Consider the following 19,259-nt stretch of genomic DNA (forward strand, 5'->3'; position numbering starts at 1 on the left):
TATTTAAGACTTAAAGATTAGGTTATTTTAACTAGTTTTCTTTACAAACGCTGTGAATGAAGACAAACTAGAGCTAGTGTCTCGCAACTATCTCGTATTATGAAATTATTCGCTTTAATCCTCGCGTGTATGACTCTTTTTTTAACCGGTTGTGGCAATGAAGATGCTGGCCGAGGTGACAAAGATACACCTGGATATACTGCAACCATGTACTTCGATGCCCTTTATAATCGCAAAGACATGAATGCAGCGCTTAAATTAGCTACACCTAGACTCGCACGAATCATGCGCTCTTATGGTACCCCTTCTCAATTCACTAGAAACTTAGTCAATATGCAATTTGACCATGTCACAATCGAACTAGACATGACCAACAAAAGTCTTCGTGAGCAATATGGTACAAATGCGAAAGTAAACCTCATATTCACTGGCAAACTGCATGGCAATCAAATTGACGATATGCGCAGCGTGCAAATGATAAAACGTAAGGGCGACTGGTACGTAGATAAAATAAACCCAGACCCTTACGCTAGATAATATTAACTTGATTAAGCGCTTGTGGCATCAACGCTCAGCGCTTCATCACGAACGGTTAACCACTCTTCCAGCATTTGCTTGTCACCTTCAGAAAAAACCCCAGCTTCGCATGCGGCGCAGAGTTGATCTGCGATGGATTGATTATACAAAGTCATGCTGTGCTTTTTTTGCCACCTTAAAAAATCATGATAAGCATTGTCGGTTTTTTTAGATAGGGCTAACGCACGTTCTAGTTTCTCGAGGCCAGGCATGTTTTGGGAATGGCAAAATGCGCTTATTCGCATTCGCGTTGTCTGGTTTTCATTGATACTCGCACATACTGATTTTACTTGCTCATCGGAGATCCCTAGCGCCCTTGTACCGATTGGGAAATACAAACGCTTGGCTATAGTGCGCAGCCCTCTGGGCAAAAAGTTATCAATAAAGCTTTTTACCGCTGTGCTATAACCAGATAAATGATAAGACATTGCTGCGTGCAGCAACGGCAAATCACCACATTGGTGACCATCATCTTCAAACTTTTTCAATACACATGAAGCCAAATACAAATGACTTAACATGTCACCTAAGCGAGCAGATTGCATTTCTCGATACTTCAGCTTGCCGCCTAATCTCAGCATGGCGATATCACTTAAAGAAGACAGCACTTGGCTATACCAAGTTAATTTTTGGTAATATCGCGCCACCTCTCCACTCACTGGGCTGCGAACAAAGCGAGCGGCCGTGATACCATTTAAAAGTGCTTTCACCGCATTTTTACCAGAGTGAACAATATGCGAAATCAACAACTTATCAAATGATTTGAGTCCCTGATCGACGTCTGTCATTTGTGCCGCTTCCATTTCCCTTAGTATAAACGGATGGCAACGACTCGCCCCTTGGCCAAATATCATCAGGTTGCGAGTCAAGATATTAGCGCCTTCGACTGTGATGCTTATCGGCATGCCAGCATAATGATAAGCCAGATAATTTAGCGGACCTTTTTGTATCGCTTTGCCGCCATGAATATCCATTGCATCATTAATGATCACTCTCGCTTGTTCAGTTAGGTGGTATTTAGCAATTGCTGTGATCACCGATGGTTTTTTCTTTAGATCAACCGCCAATGCGGTGTTTTCTCTTGCAGCTTCAATGCTATAGGCTAATCCATAAATGCGTGCAGCAGAGCTTTGAACCCCTTCAAACTGCCCTATCGGTTGTTTAAACTGATACCGTAACTGACTATATGCGGACGTTGATTTTGCGCATAGCTGCGCAGTTCCTGCGCTTAGCGCAGGTAGAGAAATCCCCCGTCCGGCGCTCAGGCAAGAAACTAACATTCGCCAGCCTTTGCCCACGCCACTTTGCCCACCTATCACCCAGTCGATAGGAATAAAGACATCTTGGCCTGACGTCGTGCCATTCATAAATGCAAGGCCCATAGGGTCATGGCGGTCACCGCAATTCACGCCAGTGTGAGACGTGGGGATCAACGCACACGTAATACCACATTCAAGTTGCTCACCCAGTAATTTATCTGGGTCATAAACTTTAAACGCTAATCCAAGCACATCCGCCACTGGCGCAAGCGTAATATAACGTTTTGACCAACTTACCCTTAACCCTAGTACACTTTTCCCTTCAAGCTCTTGGTGACATACCGTCGCGTGATCCGTTATCCCACCCGCATCAGAACCTGCATGAAGAGAAGTTAAAGCAAAGCAAGGTAGCGTCTCACCACTTGCCAGTTTAGGTAACCAATTTTGCTGCTGTTCTTGAGTACCAAAATGTAACAGCAGTTCCGCAGGCCCCAAGCTGTTAGGAACCATCACAGTGACAGCAGCAGATAAACTCCTTGTAGCAATGGTAGATACAATCACAGAATTTGCTTGCGCACTAAACTCTTTACCGCCAAAGCTTTTCGGAATGATCAACGAGAAAAAGCCCTTTTCTTTTAAAAATTGCCATGTGTTTTCTGACAGATCTCCTCGCGCTGTAATTTCAGACTCGTCAAGCATACCCATAAGTGTATTTAATTCATTATTTACGAATGCGATTTCTTCATCAGATAATCGAGGTCGTCCTGATTTAAGCCACATATTCCAATCCGGCTTGCCACTAAATAAACTTGCATCCCACCAAGTATCTCCTGCCTTCATCGCTTCTTTTTCTGTATCAGATAATTCAGGCAAGGCACGTTTAAAATAATTAAATGTGGGAGTCGATATCCATTTAATTCGAATGTCCTTGACCGAAAATATAACCCATATTGCAATAATCAATAATAAAATTAGCCACATAAGAGTTGTTCCCCAACTGAGTATTAACGATAAGTATGGATGAAAAATCGGCTAACTCAATAATTCACGAATATTGATAAGCCCGTTGATTACGCGCCCATTCACTATTTTGTATGAACTTTGAGACGAGCTAATTGAGCACCGGTAAAGAGGCTGTTATCATCAGCGCTCTCTATAACAAAAAGTGAAAACATATGTCAGCAAAATTTAAACTCAGCCTAAGCGCTATTTTTGTCGCTGGGGCACTCTCACTGAGTGGCTGTAACTCAACAACAAGTGAAAAACTAACAGAGAAAGACGCAGAAGTATTTCTTGCTGAAGCAGAAAAGCAATTACAGGACCTATCTGTAAGAAGCAGTCGTGCTGCATGGATTTATGCCAACTTTATTACTGAAGACACCGCGGCACTGTCGGCTGAAGTAAGCCGAGAGTATACTGCTGCACTTGTAGCGCTTGCCAACGAAGCGGCTAAATTTGACGACCTTGAACTAAATTATGATAACCGCCGTAAGCTTGATAAGTTAAAACTGAACTTAACGCTTCCAGCACCAAAAGATCCGCAAAAAACGGCTGAATTAGCACAACTCTCTGCTGAGCTTGATGGTTTATATGGTAAAGGCAAGTACTGTAAAGACGGTAAATGTATGAGCCTTGGCGACATGACTGCTAAAATGGCAACCAGCCGCAACTACGAAGAGCTCCTCGATATCTGGCAAGGTTGGCGCGAAGTTTCAAAACCAATGAGACCGCTGTATAGCGACCTTGTGTCATTGGCCAATGAAGGTGCTAATGAACTTGGCTATGCAGACACAGGCGCAATGTGGCGAAGCAAATACGACATGCCAGCGGACGACTTTGCCAAAGAGTTAGATCGTATTTGGGGCCAAGTTAAGCCACTATACAACTCTCTACACTGCCACGTTCGAGCTAAATTGGGCGAAAAATACGGTGAAGATAAAGTTCCTCAAGACCAGCCTATTCCAGCTCACCTGCTTGGCAACATGTGGGCACAAACTTGGGGTAACGTATACGACCTAGTTGCACCTCAAAATGCAGATCCAGGCTACGACCTAACTGAGCTGTTAAAGCAACATGATTACGATGCGCTTAAGATGACTAAAGGCGCAGAAAAGTTCTTTACATCAATGGGTTTTGAACCATTACCAGAGACATTCTGGACTCGTTCACTGTTCTTAAAGCCAAAAGATCGCGATGTGCAGTGTCATGCTTCAGCATGGAACTTGGACAACAAAGACGATTTACGAATCAAAATGTGTATCCAGCAAACAGGTGAAGAGTTCTCAGTCATTCACCACGAGTTAGGCCACAACTTCTATCAACGCGCTTACAACAAACTGCCACTGTACTACCAAGAGAGTGCGAATGACGGCTTCCACGAAGCTATCGGCGACACGATTGCACTTTCAGTAACGCCTGGTTATTTGAAAGAAATTGGTTTACTAGAGCAAGTACCTGATGAGTCTAAAGACATTGGTCTACTTATGAAAATGGCAATGGATAAAATTGCATTTATCCCATTTGGTTTGCTCGTTGACCAGTGGCGTTGGAAAGTTTATTCCGGTGAAATTAGCCCTGAACAGTACAACCAAGCGTGGTGGGACCTACGTGAAAAGTACCAAGGTGTACAAGCGCCTGTAGCGCGTACCGAAAATGATTTTGACCCAGGTGCTAAATATCACGTTCCTGGTAATGTACCATACACGCGTTACTTCCTAGCACACATCCTGCAATTTGAGTTCCACAAGTCGCTGTGTGAAATCGCTGGCAGCAAAGAAGCGATTCACCGTTGCTCAGTATACAACTCGAAAGAAGCTGGTGAGCGTTTAAATACCATGTTGGAAATGGGTAGCAGCCGCCCATGGCAAGAAGCACTTGAAACCGTTACTGGTAACAAGCAAATGGATGCAACAGCCATCTTAGATTACTTCGCGCCACTTCAAGCATATCTAGATGAGCAAAACAAAAATCGTCAGTGTGGTTGGTAACAACTTTTTACTGTCATGACAAAAGCGCAGCATTTTGCTGCGCTTTTTGTTTCTGTTGCTATATTCTGCAACACTTTTTCCTTTCTCCTCTGGTAAATTCAAGCTAATGTATTGATCTAAATGAGGAGACTATATGAATCTACAACGCACTTGGCTATTTGGCCTATTTGAACTTACCCGCCTATTTGCCACAAAACGAGGCTGGTTGGCTATCGCCGCATTCTCTCTCGTATGGCTCATGGTATTACGTTACCCAATTTATAATGCGGTCCCTTTCATTAACAGCTATGAGTTTTCTGATATTGTTGGCCAAATAGCTGGCACCATAGGGTTGTCTGCGCTCGTTTCTTGGCCTGAAGCTGAACTCGCAATGTTTTGGATTATTGGCCTGTTCACTTTTCCAATGTTTGCCGTGTTCGTCACCGCAGATCAGACCGTTGGGGATAGAAACCGGGGCACGCTCAGATTTTTGACAATGCGAAGTACTCGGTTGGAAATACTACTGGGTCGCTTTATTGGCCAAGTGATGATTTTAGCCGCCTTGATTGCACTGGTTACAGTAGCAACGCTCATCATGCTACTCTATCGTGATGCCAGCTTACTTACTTCTGCATTTGCCAAGTCGATCGCTATTTGGAGCAAGTTGCTGCTTACTTGTCTGCCATTTATTGCGCTTATGAGCCTCTTGAATTTAATTAATAACTCGGCACGAATGAGCATTGTATTCGCTATTTTGTTTTTTACTTTAATCGCTTCTGTGATCGGTTATGTCGGCGCTCAATATCCGGTATTAAGTTGGTTAAACTACATTATCCCGGGACATCAAATTGCAGAGCTGACTGGCTGGCAAAACACACCGTTATTCTCTTATGCGCTCCCGGCGTGTCAAACAGCGATACTCTTGGGTGCAGCACATGTTTTACTGAAAGGGAGAGATCTATGAGCACAGTTATTGAAGTAAAGTCACTGAGCAAGACTTTTGGTACAAAACGGGCTTTAGACAATGTTGAATTCAAAATAGAAAAAGGCAGCACAGTCGCCCTCGTTGGTCCCAATGGAGCGGGAAAAACAACACTATTTAGTATTGTGTGTGGGTACTTAAAACCAAGTAGCGGAACGATAGATATCCTTGGTCATCGGCCCGGAGATGCTAGCTTATTCGATAAAATTTCAGCATTACCACAGGATGCACAGTTGGACCCTAAGTTTTCAGTGTTACAGCAGCTCACCTTTTTTGCCAAACTACAGGGCATGTCGGGCAAAGCGGCGCTTGAAGATACAAAGCGCGTGTTAACATTGGTAGATTTGGCACATGTTGCAAACTCAAAAACAAGCGAGTTGTCTCATGGCATGCGTAAACGCGTATGTATCGCACAAGCATTGCTTGGGAGTCCAGAAATAGTGCTTCTAGATGAAGCAACCGCAGGTTTAGATCCGAAAAATGCAAAAGCCATTCGCAGCCTTATCGCATCCTTACAAGGTGACATCACGTTCATTTTAAGCTCCCATGATCTCAGTGAGCTGGAACGCCTTTGTGATACAGTGCTTTATTTGGAGCAAGGACAACTCTCCAGCCACCAAAGCGATTTACATAAAACTGAGCAAGGTAGCTTTGTGACCCTGCAAATGCTCAACTTGGATGCAGATATGCAGGATAAAATCTCCAACCTAGCGGGTGTGCGTCACATCAAACAAACTCAATCAGATGAACTCGTCATTGAATATACAAAACAGCCACAACCATTTGACTTATCTTTACTGGCTTTAATTCACGAGCATAAGTGGACATACAAACAGCTTGTCAACGGCCGTACTTTAGAGAATCAGTTGTTTGTTGATTAAGGCAAGGCCCAATTACAGACCTCACGTGATGTGTTTCTTTTAACCTGTTTGGGATAGTATGGAAACTTTACGTTTGGTCTGTTACGTTAAACTAAAGTGGCAATGTGCACTTTTATGCAAACCCTTTTATGAGAAGTTAGACATAAGATTCTCATAGACTGGAAAATTGCTCCCCTATTAAAAGCATGCTTTTATAATATGTTTTTTATGGTTTATGTAGTCAAACTACCTACTGTTGTCTTATAAAGTTGCGAACAGAGGCCAAGCCAGATATTGATAAAGGCAGACCTCCGTTATTTGCGGTAATTCATATGACAGATATTATTGCTTCTGTGTAGTTATGGTTGACCCTCAGTGCACCCCCGCGAGCCTACACACTTTCTACATGACAGTGTAGGAGCGTCACATGCAAATTGTGTAAACCAGTTTCCAGCTCCAGCAGCAACCTGTGGTGTCATTTCATTGGGAAAGGCGTTTGCGTCGCGGGATAAATTTATGACTTTCTTTTTGTTTAGTTTTAATTTCATGTTTTACATCCTGTTTTTAGTTTGTTTTATTTAGGTTAACGCTATTAAATTAAACAGTAAAGATAAATTGCATACAATATTCAATTAATCTTATCTTCGAATGGATAGAAAAATTACCCGGTACTTGTTGCTGATTCAGAGCTGAACGATTTGGGAGTTGATAAAATGGCTTAGTTATTTATTTGAAGAGCGTAGTTTTTGGCCCTGATAACAATAGGTCTTTAAATCAGATAATATATGCAACACGCATAGGTGAATCAGCCGCTGTGAGTGACGCGCCTTTGTCCACCCAAATACACACTGACTTTTCTGCCAATCGTGTGGTTACGCCTAATCCTGCCCTAACAACTGTTACTCAGCCGCTGGGATTCCAAGTTAACGCAATATGTCACATCGAGATATACCGAGCTCAACAGTAAAAAGCTCAATGTATCAGCCAGTTACTATTAAACTAAACCTTGACCATCCCTATAATGAAACTGATATATTGGCTTTTTATATCAAGGGGGTATCGATGCAGTTTGTTCAGTTACACAGCCAAAGTGCGGGTCTTGCAGAGCTATTCGAAGAAATAGATCTCTTAATGAATAGTTTGTACCCTGCTGAAGCCAATGATTTAGTGCCAATAAGTGAGATAGACAGCCCACAAACCTATATCATAGGCCACTATGATAACGGTGAACTAGTCGCGTGTGGCAGTTTTGTCTTAAAAGAGGATATTGGCGTATATGCCGAGTTAAAACGTATCTATGTCAAGCCATCACAACGTGGAAAAGGAATGGCGAAAGCCATACTTGAACACCTGATTATGCAAACTAAGCGTAAAAAGGTCCGCGAAATAAAATTAGAAACCGGGGATCAACAAACCGCAGCCATCAAGCTCTACGAGTCTTTTGGTTTTAGGCATTGTGGTGCATTTGGCCAGTATAACGCAGAACCTAGCTCAGTTTTTATGCAGCTCGCATTAGACGACGGTCAACAATGAGTAAATTGACTTGCCATTGGTAAATACGCTGTATCTAATACACAGGCAACAATACAAAATAAGTAATCACCAGTATGAAAACAGCAATAGTACTTGGCGCCACAGGCCTTATAGGCCAACGTGTTACCCAAATTTTGGCGCAGCAGCCAGTCATTGAAAAAGTTGTTGCAGTTACGCGACGACCCATTCAGTATGACTCAGAAAAAATCGTCAATGAAGTTGTCAACTTTGAAAAGCTAAATCACTATCAGCACATTTTCCAAGGACATATGCTGTTTTCATGTCTGGGCACAACACGCAAACAGGCGGGTTCAATAGCCGAGCAAAGGCGTGTTGATTTCGACTACCAATATCAGGCAGCAAGTCTCGCTGCATACAATCAGGTTGCGCACTATTTACTGGTTTCATCGAGTGGCGCGAATGCAAATAGCGTCAGCCCTTACCTAAAAATGAAAGGCGAGCTGGAGCAAAACATAAAACAACTCGGGTTTAAGCACCTCAGTATTTTTCAACCTTCCTTGCTCATTGGTCACAGACCAGATACTCGAATAGCTGAAACCATAGGTAATCACTTGCTGCCCTTAATTTGCAAACTACCTGGGTTACAAAAGTATCGGCCTATTTCAGGTGCTCAAGTCGCCACAAAAATGGTCTCTGTCGCGATGTCAGGGCCACCTCCCTATGAAACATATAGGCTTGATGAGATATTTAAGAGCTAGGGACATTGCGAGGCTATGCCAACAATACCAATTTAGTGTCAATGAAGCATTTGACGCAAAGAGCAACGGTCTTGCTGTGATCGCAAGGCCGTATGGTTTTGTGTGACTAACATTAATTCAATCAATTTCCTTTACCAATCTGAGTTGCATAACCTGCACATTGGCACTGGATGATTTGGCCTTTTACACGTACCCGCCATTTTAGTTTGGTGTCTGACGCCTTAGTACCAGCATCAAACTTATGGGTTAAATTTCGCTCGCATGCTAACGTTTCTGCGCTTGACTCCCTTTCGTCCGTTTGCAAAAGTGGATATCCCAGTTCAACACACGCTCCCAATACGTATTGACTTTCATCTTGAGTTACATTGTGAACTTCTTTGCCATGAGAATCAGATTTAGGGATTTGACTTGACTCCTCCTGGACTGGTTGTTGATTTTGCTTTCCTTCACATCCTGCTAGCAACATACTTAATAAAACGTAAGTTGTTACAATTGATAATGCGTTTAATTGAACCCAACTTGGCATAGATATTCTGCTCCCTTGCACGCTTCCTGAACTTAGTTTTATTGTAGAAGCTAGGCCACAACATGCCGTTAAATTTCTTCATTTCCGCCAACTTTCCCTTGAAAAGGTACTTATGTAACATGCAAATCATTGGTTTCACTCCATCTTAACCTTGCTGTATACTAGTTCCCAATCCCTCGTCAAAAATGTGAAAGCAGATACAATTTCCGAGAACAGCATGACCAAAAACGCGCCAAATACTTCACTAATTCAAGAATTAAAGTCTATTGTCGGTAACAGCTTTGTACTGACTGATGACACCAAAAAGCAACCATATACCAAAGGATTTCGTTTTGGTTCAGGTGAAGCCCTTGCTGTTATCAGACCAGCAACTCTTTTGGAAATTTGGCAAGCGTTAAAAGCATGTGTTGCAGCTGATGTGATTGTGATCATGCAAGCAGCCAATACGGGCCTGACTGGTGGTTCAACACCTGATGGCAAAGATTATGATCGCCCCATCGTCATCATTAGCACTATGCGTATTGACAGTATTCAGCTGATAGATAATGCCAAGCAAATTGTCGGACTAGCTGGCAGCACCTTGTTTGGCCTAGAGGACACGCTTGCACCTCACGGTCGAGAGCCGCATTCTGTAATTGGCTCATCATGTATTGGGGCATCAATTGTCGGCGGAATTTGTAATAACTCAGGGGGGGCTTTGGTACAGCGTGGCCCAGCCTATACTGAGTTGTCACTTTTTGCGCAAATTGACGAACAGGGTAACTTGTCACTAGTCAATAATTTAGGCATTAACTTGGGCGATACACCCGAAGAGATATTGACTAATTTGCAAGCGCAAAACTACACAGATGCTGATGTTCAGTTCCCAGAACTTAGAGCATCTGATGATGAATACCATGAACGTGTTAGAGATGTCGATGCAGAGACACCTTCGCGCTTTAACAATGATGGACGCCGCTTATACGAATCATCTGGCTGTGCTGGCAAACTTGCTGTTTTTGCCGTTCGATTAGACACCTATCCGGTACCTGAAAAACACCAAGTCTTTTATGTCGGTACTAACGACCCATCTGTGTTAGCTCAGATCCGTCGCGACATCCTATCTAAATTTGAAAACTTGCCAGTCTCTGGTGAATATCTGCATAGGGATTGTTATGACGCCTCTAAGAAATACGGTAAAGATACGTTCTTAGTAATAGATAAGCTAGGGTCTAAATATATTCCAAAAATGTTTGGCATCAAACGTACTGTTGATCGTATTGCTGACAACTTTAAGTTTTTACCCAGCAAGTTTTCTGATCGAATTATGCAATATCTAAGCTGTTTATGGCCTAACCACTTGCCAAAACGTATGGAAGAGTATCGTGACCGCTATGAACACCACTGGATTGTAGAGATGAGCAATGCAGGTGTTGCAGAAGCAAAAGCATACTTTGATGAATTCTTTAAAACGAATGATGGCAACTACTTTGAGTGTACTGAAGACGAAGGTGAAAAGGCCATACTACATCGCTTTGTAGCAGGCGGTGCGATAGGCCGAATGCAAACTATGAACAGCAAAGAAATGGGTGCCATCATGACCATTGATGTAGCCTTTCCGCGCAATGAAACCGATTGGTTCGAACAACTGCCTCCAGAAATAGATGAGCAGATCGCCGTTAAACTATACTATGGGCATTTGTTCTGCCACGTCATGCACCAAAACTACATTATGAAACCGGGCGTAGATGCCAAGGCAGTTAAAAATAAAATCTTAGAGACATTTGATAAACGTGGCGCCGAATACCCTGCTGAGCACAATGTCGGGCATGAATATTTTGCAAAAGATGCTCTGAAATCCTTCTACAAAAAGCTTGATCCTACCAACTCATTCAATCCGGGCATCGGTAAAACAAGCAAGTGTAAACACTGGCACGAACACACAGACAAATAACCTCCGTTGCTGCAATATTATGATAGTTAAGCCTCTGATATTGCAGCCCCAAAACAACATCTAACTCATCTGAGTTAAACGTCACATTATTCGCGATGAATTAAAAATTTTATATAATCTATTTGAAATATTTTTGATACACTATATCGCTATTAAAAATATTCAAGTACTTAGAATTATGAACCACCCTGTAAAACTCAGTGCACTGGCCTTATGTACCTTACTAACAAGTGCCTGTAACGCAACCAATCCAAGTGATACTCAATCGGATACAGGATTGCGAGTCGTAACTTGGAATATCGAACATTTAGCGGCAGATAACACCAAAGGGTGTAAACCGAGAACACAAAATGAAATTTCTGCGCTAAAGAAATACGCAAGCGCTCTTGAAGCAGACGTTATTGCATTTCAAGAAGTTGGCTCAATCAAAGCCCTTGAAAACATTTTCGACAAATCTCAATGGCAACTGATCATATCTGATCGTAAAGACAGCCCAAGCTACACCTGCCGCGGCAATGGTTTGACATCAACACAACAAAAAGTTGCATTCGCTGTTAAAAAGCCTTTAAACGTTGAAAAAGTTATTCATCATAATCAGTTTTCAGATATACAAGTTGGGTTGAGAAGCGGCTTGGAAGTTCAAATTGGCTATGCAGGTAAAACGTTAGACTTACTTAATGTACACCTAAAAAGTGGTTGTTTTGTGGACGATTACCGCCGCTCTGACAAAAAATCGTGCCAACTACTGGCAAAGCAAGTGCCTCTGTTAGATAACTGGGTTGAATCGAAAAGCGCAGAGCAAGCCAACTTTATCGTTTTAGGTGACTTTAATCACAGACTGACCGCACCATATAACCGCGTCAGCCGCGACCTGTATTACCCAGATGGACTTGCAAATAAAGCACCAAACAATCTGTCTAAGGCGACTTTTTTTAATGCAAATCAAATGCTAACAGGTTGTCACCCATACTACCCTGCGCCTATTGACCACGTATTGGTGTCAAATACTTTGAAACCCGTCTACGTGAAAGGCAGCGTTCAATTCCATTATTTTGACAATATGGAGCCAAAGAAAATGCTCAGCGATCACTGCGCCCTTAGCATTGATCTGAACTAAAACAAATATTACAGGGGCAGACGTAAATTTTGCCCCTACTCTTTTCCACTACTTTTCTAGTTGTTCTAAAATATTGAGCACAGATTTAAACAAGCGTTTGTTTGCGAGCCCAATGTGTTGATTGACTGCTGCGCCATAAGCACCAAAACGCGCAACAACCAGCTGTTTAGAAGGGATAATTACAAGGTACTGACCTCTATGCCCACGCAGCGACACAGTGTCTTTTGGCAACTTGGGTAGCCAAAAACTCATATCATTCAACCACAGCTGCCCACCATAGTGTTTATCAACCCCTCTACTCATCATTACTTCTTTAATCCAAGTCTCTGAAACAATTTGTTCTCCATTCCAGCGGCCGTTATTTACAAACAGCTGGCCTATTTTAAGCCAGTCATGCACAGTCAAGAACATTCTCGCACCACCTCTGAGGTTACCTGCTTCATCAAATTCAGCAATTGCATTGTTGATCCCAAGCGGCGCAAAAAAGTCTTGTTGATACAGCTTATTGATAGATGATAAGTCACCGCCAGACGCATCCATTAATGCCTTGCTCAGTAGCTGAGTTGTGCCAGTCGCATACTCAAACTTGCTGCCCGGTTTGTACTCATTTGGCAGACGAGTTACGTAATTGACCGAGTCTCCCGTGTGATACCACATCGGCGCTAAATCTTCATATCCATGAATATCTGGCAATTCCGCCCATTTTACGCCAGAGCTCATATTGAGTAAGTTCTTCACCGTCATTTCATGATGACCAAACGCCAGTGGCTGCTCTAAGCTGAGCTTACCTTTATCCACCAACACGCCGGTTAATAGCCCTGTTAGGGTTTTTGCCATTGACCAACTTAGCATTCTGGTATCACCTGCATGAAACTGGTCATATTGCTCTGTGACAAGTTGTCCCTTATACATTACTGCAACTGCAAATGTATTGTCGCTCCATGTATAGTCCTTATGATTTGTCGCAAAAAATGAATCTAGCGATAACGTCGGATCCAGTGCTTTTGCAATCGGCGTGCTTGGCAATTGTTGAGAGAGCGCCACACCTTGAGTTTGCGCATGCAATTGGGAAGGGGTCAATTCATGGAGTAATGTACAACCGAGGCCATCTCGAAACACTGAAGTCCGCGTCAGGGTTGCGCCGTCAACCTGAGCCGCTACTGAAACCTGTTTTGCAACTTCATCAACAGTCAACACAGGTGTACTTGGCAGTGCGCCTAGTGCCTCAGGGATAACACGCTGTTTAATAAAGTCTATGGGCTCTTGTGATATAAAATGCCTTGAACACAGTTGATTGGCGCTATAGCCCAACAATACATCCGGGTCTGAGTTACAGCCACTCAATACCACAATTGACGCTAAGCTCCCCAATTTTAAAGCGATATGTTTCATATTTATTCCTTTTGTTATTCTTCGCAGCTATGACGAATAACTAAACAATAAATACAAAATTTATACAGCCTAACTAAATAGCAGCCTGTTTTGATAACATCAAACGTTCACGCTGTAAAACACAATACGCGAGCAAGCCCAACCCAAGTATGACGTTTGCTAGAGCGAGACCCCACACAATACCACTAAAACCAGCAACATAAGCGCCAAAATATGCGAATGGGATCGACAAACCAAATAGCCGTAAGATACTCACATTTAATGCAATCATGCTGCGTCCAGTGGCATTGCAACAGCTGACATACAACATGGTTGCAGCTAAAGCAATATAGGACAGTGGCAATACGGTTAACGCTAACTCAATAGATTTGCTGACAAAAGTTTTCTGACAAAAGCCAACCCCAAGCAGATCTGCACCAAAGAACAGCACCAAGGAGACAGCCAATTGCCAAACAATACATGCTAAAACCGACAGCTTAATTCCACGCCTAACCCTTAGCGCTTTATTTGCCTCCCAATTTTGCCCGACAAAGATAGGTAATGACGTAGTAAGTACCATAGGCAATAACAAAGCTAGTGGCTCTAGGCGCATTACAACTCCATAGGCAGCTACGGCATCACTGCCTTGTGTCGCAACAATTGCCATCAATATGGACTGCGCCAGCGGTGTAAGCAGCTGCATAGACACTATTGGGATCAAAAGACGAAATAAACAGCGAAAACCTTGCCGACTTTGTGTAGAGAGCAAATTAATTTTGATGGATATGTTTTCTTTCACTACCAGTAAATAAAGCGCCCAAATACAGCCCGTTACTGCAGCAACTAAATGTGCAATTCCCAACTTCTCTAAACCACTGTTCGAAAGCTCAGAACCGACCCATGGTGAAAACAATACCGCACTGGTGAGCACCTGCATACCAGCAAACACCACCAGCAGTAGCGCTGCCGATCGCATATTCCCAAAGGCGCGCAATACCCCAAAAATCACCATGATTAAGAAAAAGAAGATAACAGCACTAAGACGGTACTGCATATAAGTATTGAGAGGTTCCCAAACTTTTTCACGTTCAGAGAAGTCAGCAAAACCAAGCAAGTTCAAAATAGGTAATAAGTTAAACCAAATACCCAATGCTACCGTAGCACCAACCAAAATGGTAAATATCAAGCTGACAGCGGCAAGCTCCTCCACTTCTCTCGCCTGAGTTAAACGTGTCGCAACAACAATCCCAAGCCCTATGGCAAACGCAAACAAGGTTGCCTGCACTGGCAACGTAAAACTCATTGCAGTGAGCTCTTCGACTCCTAACCGAGATGCAAAGTAAAGTTCAATTAAATCCGCGCTAAACAAAGCCAAAATAGCCCACAACATAGGTACCGTCAGTTGTCTCAACACCGCACTGGTAGAACCGGTTAAAATCCAGCGCTTTTTTACAGCCCTTGCACGTTGTTTGCGACAAGCTTGAACAGGTGAATAACTCAAATCTTGTGATCTATTGCATGTCATAGCGTGTGATCAACTCCTTGCTATTTGGTTTTAGTTTTTATTTAGACAGACACTATTTGCTTTAATTGAACAAAATTACACCACAAATAGTTGATTCATCTAACTATCAAGACCAACAAAAATCTGCAGAGTTCCCAGCAAATCATGAAACTCGATGAACCCCCGCAGAATTGAGATTAACCTCCATTTCATTAACTAAAAACCAGCCAAATGCACGACTTTTTTGTTATTTGAAAAACCGTCATAATAGTCGCTGAAAACAACCACCAAAGTCGATACATCATGGCCCAAAAGTTACCTCCACAGCAAAGTGCTACGCAATCCCCTTGCGTGAGAAATTGCTGTTTGGATGCCGATGATATTTGTATTGGCTGCCTTCGAAGCATAGATGAAATTGTCGGCTGGGGTAGCAAAAGTGCACAGGAAAAAGCTGCAATACTAGAGCGATGTGCCGCAAGAAAACAAGCCAAAGAGCAAGTTCATAAATAACCCTACTCTCATTCATATTGTTGAGTTATTTACGCAATATATTTTGTACATTAAATCACCACACCTTTACCCTTAAGGAAATAAATGAAACACACTAAATTGTCTCATTACATCTCTGCTGCTCTTTGTGTAGCCAGTTTACCTACCCTTGGCCAAGAGCTTGTTCAAGATGGCCACTTTAACGCTCTTACCGTGCAAGAAGCACAGCAAAGTTCAGAATCTCTGTACTGGCTCTCATCACCCTCCACCGAAGCCGGCATATTCAACCCAACCCTAGCACAATACGGAAATCATGATGTAATCGACAATATCGGTTTTGTAAAATCCGGCAGTAAGTTGAGCCAAAACTTACAAGTCCCGTTAGATATGCACAGTACCTACCTTGTCAAAGCTAAAGTCGGATGGAGAAATGACAGTGATGCATACAATTTTAGAATTGGTTTTAGAGTCAATGGCCAATTTATAGATTTAACACCCTCAGTATCTTTATCCAAAGGGCAGTTTACTCCGGTTGAAATCAGCTTTACACCAACTCAGACCCATAGCTCTTTAATTGAATCCACAGACTTTCTAATATTGGAGCTCATTAACTCAGACTCCCAACAAAGCGTTATCGATTTTGACGATGTCTCAGTAACAGTGTCACCAACGTTAGTTGATAGTGATCAAGATGGTATGAACGACAACTGGGAAATCCAATATGGATTAAATCCAAATGATCCAAGCGATGCAAGTACGGATCTCGATCTGGATAACGCCACCAATATCTTGGAGTTTCGCAATGGCACAGATCCCAGTGATCCAACTAGCACTCCCCCGACATTTTCCCAACAATTAGCGGGTAATACAGAAGTCGCAGGTGCGTTACGACTTGTGCCACAAACAAACAGCCCAATATCGTGTGATGCGGCTCACGAAGGCTCGATGTACTACAACAGTATTGATAAACAAATATTTATTTGCGATGGTGCTATTTGGAGCGAGTTTAAGGGGCTACAAGGTGAACCCGGCGCACAAGGCCCTCAAGGTATTCAAGGATTGCAGGGCTTGGTTGGAGAAGCAGGCCCTGCTGGCGAAAGAGGCCTGATCGGCCCTCAAGGGGAAAGGGGCTTGATTGGTCCACAAGGTCCGCAAGGGATCCAAGGAGTACCGGGCACCACGCACTGGACTGATGGTGCAAATCAAGTTACCACTTCAGTTAGAGTCGGTGTCGGGACCGTTTCTCCCTCTGCCGCCCTAGAAGTAATAGGTAACGCCATTGCAAATACACCTATCCAGCCTAACCACCTGGTTACCAAAGGTTACACTGATTCTGCAGATCGTATGCTAGCGGCAAAATACGAAGAACTCTTTGCGATGATTTCAACACTGAATAAAGAGGTGTTTCCCAGCGATGGTTCAAGCTGCGCAAGTATTTTGGCGGCCAAACCAAACTCGCCAAGTGGCGCTTACTTGATAGATAGTGATGGGCCAGGTGGAAAAGAAGGCGAATACTACTATTGCGATATGGAGAACCCAAGTGCATCTAGTAAAGCCATTTTTGGTCAAATGACCGGGGACAATGACAATATCGCATTGGTTTACACCAACTCATTGCAGCCAGCAAGTTACTCGGCCAGCGCCACCGTAAATCAATTTACGCCAGCGGGCGCATTTGACGGTCATCTATATTACACAGATCCAAACAACAAAATAAATGCCGATGCAGGTAACTTAATTTCCCACGGTATCTGGTTGGGCCCTACAAACACCAATGAATGGTTACAGGTTGGCTTCGCCAAAAAAGCAGTAATTACGGGCTTCAGTACGCGTGTTTCAAATCACCATGCTGAATTCGCGCCAAGAACACCTAAAGAAGCGATTTTGCAAGTCTCAAATGATGGCGTTAATTTTATAGATCATGAACAGATCACCATGGAAAAAGGACATGCTTCCGTTACGTTAAACCGTGCTGCGAGTGGCACCTACTTTAGGTTACTTATTTTGACGACTCATGGTTCTGTTAAACATAGTCAAATAGATGAGATGGAATACTATGGCTTTTTTGTAGACGAGTTTGGACTAGAACCTGGCGCCTCACAAGGAATAAACTGTAAAGATATTCAGATTAATAATCCGGGAGCGTCTTCAGGTTACTACCAAATAGACCCGGATGGCGATCAAGGCGTATCCCCCTTTGCTGTATATTGCGATATGGACACCCTTGGCGGTGGTTGGACACTCTTTGCAAATCACGCAGATGGCATTGAACGCAAACTCATGCGCGACCCAGTAAAAATTGACCAATATGGTGTTTTGGAATCGGCCCGCTGGCAAGCGCTGAGAGCCACAATGACAGAAGGGCTTATGTTTATTGACGAACATCAGCGAGTGTCGATGATTTCAGCACATAATGTCACCAATCCAACCGGTAATGGATGCCAGAGTTTGCTTGATGACACGGCCGCTGACCTAACTGCAACATTTGACGGCACGCCTCATATGGAAGGTTTAAACATATTCCGTTCCGAGCCTACAGGCGTGGCATGCAACTATGTTGATAGCGGCACGTTCACAATGGCACAACTGGCCGACAACACGGGGTATTACCAATACCATATCGCAGGGGCAGCAATATTTAACGGTAATCCTGAAAGGCCTTTTTCTATCTGGCCGTATAGCACAATTTATGCGCATACAGAGCAAGACAAACTACTTTACTTTATTAAGTAAACACTATGGCAAAGCAGCTTCAACAGCTGCTTTGCCTGTAACCAGCTCTAATCGTTAGAAGTGACTTTAAAATTGAGAGGTGTGTCTACACGTTGCCAAATAAGCCGCTAATCCATTTATACAACAACGATAATATAATAATTTATGAAAACCAATAAAATAAATAGAGATACATTAACACCACTATACCCCCCCTTCAAAACCATCATAAATAACTCTACAAACATCGAACACTTTCAATTTGCAATTAACTTATATCACTGAATGCAAAATTTAAAAACGAACATACTCAAGAAGTATAGGATGTGAAAAAATAAAACTAACAAAGCAAAAACTTCGAGTTTACTTTTAGAGACCACTCGTGTCGTAAATAGTGTTATAAATGAATGTAAACTTTCCTTTTTAGCATGGCAATGCAGAAGAAGCCTGACCGCAGGCAATATGATCATGGCAAAAAAGGCCATGACAGCAAATAACGTAATATGGAATTCAAAAAACCACTGTGCTTCAAGAGACTTAAAATTGGGGCACACTTTTAATTCCTTTATTAATAGCATCCAGATAAGTAATTATGGGTTAAGTACAAGCCGGAAAATAAAACGCATAGATGTGTTCACGCCGCTTTAACTCGATATCCCTTAATAACAACCCTTTTTCTTAATTAGAAGTGCGCCTTTGGTCCTAAGTAATA

14 protein-coding genes are annotated in these 19,259 nt (G+C 42.8%); 10 read left to right on the forward strand and 4 right to left on the reverse strand.

Annotation, left to right across the window (positions count from 1 at the left end; translation table 11 throughout):
* The first annotated feature begins 99 nt into the window (after positions 1-99).
* Positions 100-537, forward strand: coding sequence for a hypothetical protein (locus tag QNM18_RS03300; protein WP_211009199.1), 438 nt, complete (start codon positions 100-102; stop codon positions 535-537).
* Between the two features lie 11 nt (positions 538-548).
* Here the strand turns inward: QNM18_RS03300 and QNM18_RS03305 are convergent, their stop codons facing one another.
* Complete coding sequence (locus QNM18_RS03305; RefSeq protein ID WP_284136329.1) at positions 549-2,816, reverse strand: acyl-CoA dehydrogenase; 2,268 nt, start codon at positions 2,814-2,816, stop codon at positions 549-551.
* 194 nt (positions 2,817-3,010) lie between these two features.
* On the opposite strand from QNM18_RS03305, the gene QNM18_RS03310 reads away from it, so the two are divergent.
* From QNM18_RS03310 to QNM18_RS03330, 5 genes are all read left to right on the forward strand, one after another.
* Entirely contained in the window at positions 3,011-4,822 is a 1,812-nt protein-coding gene (locus tag QNM18_RS03310; protein WP_211009197.1) for a M2 family metallopeptidase, read from the forward strand.
* Positions 4,823-4,955: 133 nt separating this feature from the next.
* A complete protein-coding gene (locus QNM18_RS03315; RefSeq protein ID WP_284136330.1) occupies positions 4,956-5,765 on the forward strand; it encodes an ABC transporter permease subunit in 810 nt (269 codons plus the stop codon).
* On the forward strand, positions 5,762-6,664 hold the full coding sequence (locus tag QNM18_RS03320; protein ID WP_284136331.1) for an ABC transporter ATP-binding protein: 903 nt from the start codon (positions 5,762-5,764) through the stop codon (positions 6,662-6,664). Before QNM18_RS03315 ends, QNM18_RS03320 begins: the two co-directional genes overlap by 4 nt.
* A gap of 1,041 nt (positions 6,665-7,705) precedes the next feature.
* The gene (locus QNM18_RS03325; RefSeq protein ID WP_284136332.1) at positions 7,706-8,176 is read left to right on the forward strand and encodes a GNAT family N-acetyltransferase; all 471 of its coding nucleotides are present in this window, start codon (positions 7,706-7,708) and stop codon (positions 8,174-8,176) included.
* Positions 8,177-8,250: 74 nt separating this feature from the next.
* Positions 8,251-8,895, forward strand: a complete 645-nt coding sequence (locus tag QNM18_RS03330) for an NAD(P)H-binding protein (RefSeq protein WP_284136333.1) — start codon at positions 8,251-8,253, stop codon at positions 8,893-8,895.
* Positions 8,896-9,016: 121 nt separating this feature from the next.
* Here the strand turns inward: QNM18_RS03330 and QNM18_RS03335 are convergent, their stop codons facing one another.
* Positions 9,017-9,421 (reverse strand): hypothetical protein, encoded by a 405-nt coding sequence (locus QNM18_RS03335; RefSeq protein WP_284136334.1) that lies wholly within the window; start codon positions 9,419-9,421, stop codon positions 9,017-9,019.
* Between the two features lie 217 nt (positions 9,422-9,638).
* Between QNM18_RS03335 and dld the strand changes: the two genes are divergently transcribed.
* Positions 9,639-11,354, forward strand: a complete 1,716-nt coding sequence (dld, locus tag QNM18_RS03340; protein WP_284136335.1) for a D-lactate dehydrogenase — start codon at positions 9,639-9,641, stop codon at positions 11,352-11,354.
* A 178-nt stretch (positions 11,355-11,532) separates the two neighbouring features.
* Entirely contained in the window at positions 11,533-12,471 is a 939-nt protein-coding gene (locus QNM18_RS03345; RefSeq protein ID WP_284136336.1) for an endonuclease/exonuclease/phosphatase family protein, read from the forward strand.
* Between the two features lie 48 nt (positions 12,472-12,519).
* Here QNM18_RS03345 and QNM18_RS03350 read toward each other — a convergent pair whose 3' ends face one another.
* Together QNM18_RS03350 and QNM18_RS03355 are read right to left on the reverse strand one after the other, a co-directional pair.
* Entirely contained in the window at positions 12,520-13,863 is a 1,344-nt protein-coding gene (locus tag QNM18_RS03350) for a serine hydrolase domain-containing protein (RefSeq protein ID WP_284136337.1), read from the reverse strand.
* 73 nt (positions 13,864-13,936) lie between these two features.
* On the reverse strand, positions 13,937-15,367 hold the full coding sequence (locus QNM18_RS03355; protein ID WP_211009188.1) for an MATE family efflux transporter: 1,431 nt from the start codon (positions 15,365-15,367) through the stop codon (positions 13,937-13,939).
* Between the two features lie 282 nt (positions 15,368-15,649).
* Between QNM18_RS03355 and QNM18_RS03360 the strand changes: the two genes are divergently transcribed.
* Together QNM18_RS03360 and QNM18_RS03365 are read left to right on the forward strand one after the other, a co-directional pair.
* Complete coding sequence (locus tag QNM18_RS03360; RefSeq protein WP_284136338.1) at positions 15,650-15,856, forward strand: DUF1289 domain-containing protein; 207 nt, start codon at positions 15,650-15,652, stop codon at positions 15,854-15,856.
* 84 nt (positions 15,857-15,940) lie between these two features.
* Entirely contained in the window at positions 15,941-18,568 is a 2,628-nt protein-coding gene (locus QNM18_RS03365; protein ID WP_284136339.1) for a fibrinogen-like YCDxxxxGGGW domain-containing protein, read from the forward strand.
* The last annotated feature ends 691 nt before the right edge of the window (positions 18,569-19,259 follow it).

It is taken from the genome of Pseudoalteromonas obscura (genome assembly GCF_030135505.1).
Lineage (GTDB): Bacteria > Pseudomonadota > Gammaproteobacteria > Enterobacterales > Alteromonadaceae > Pseudoalteromonas > Pseudoalteromonas obscura.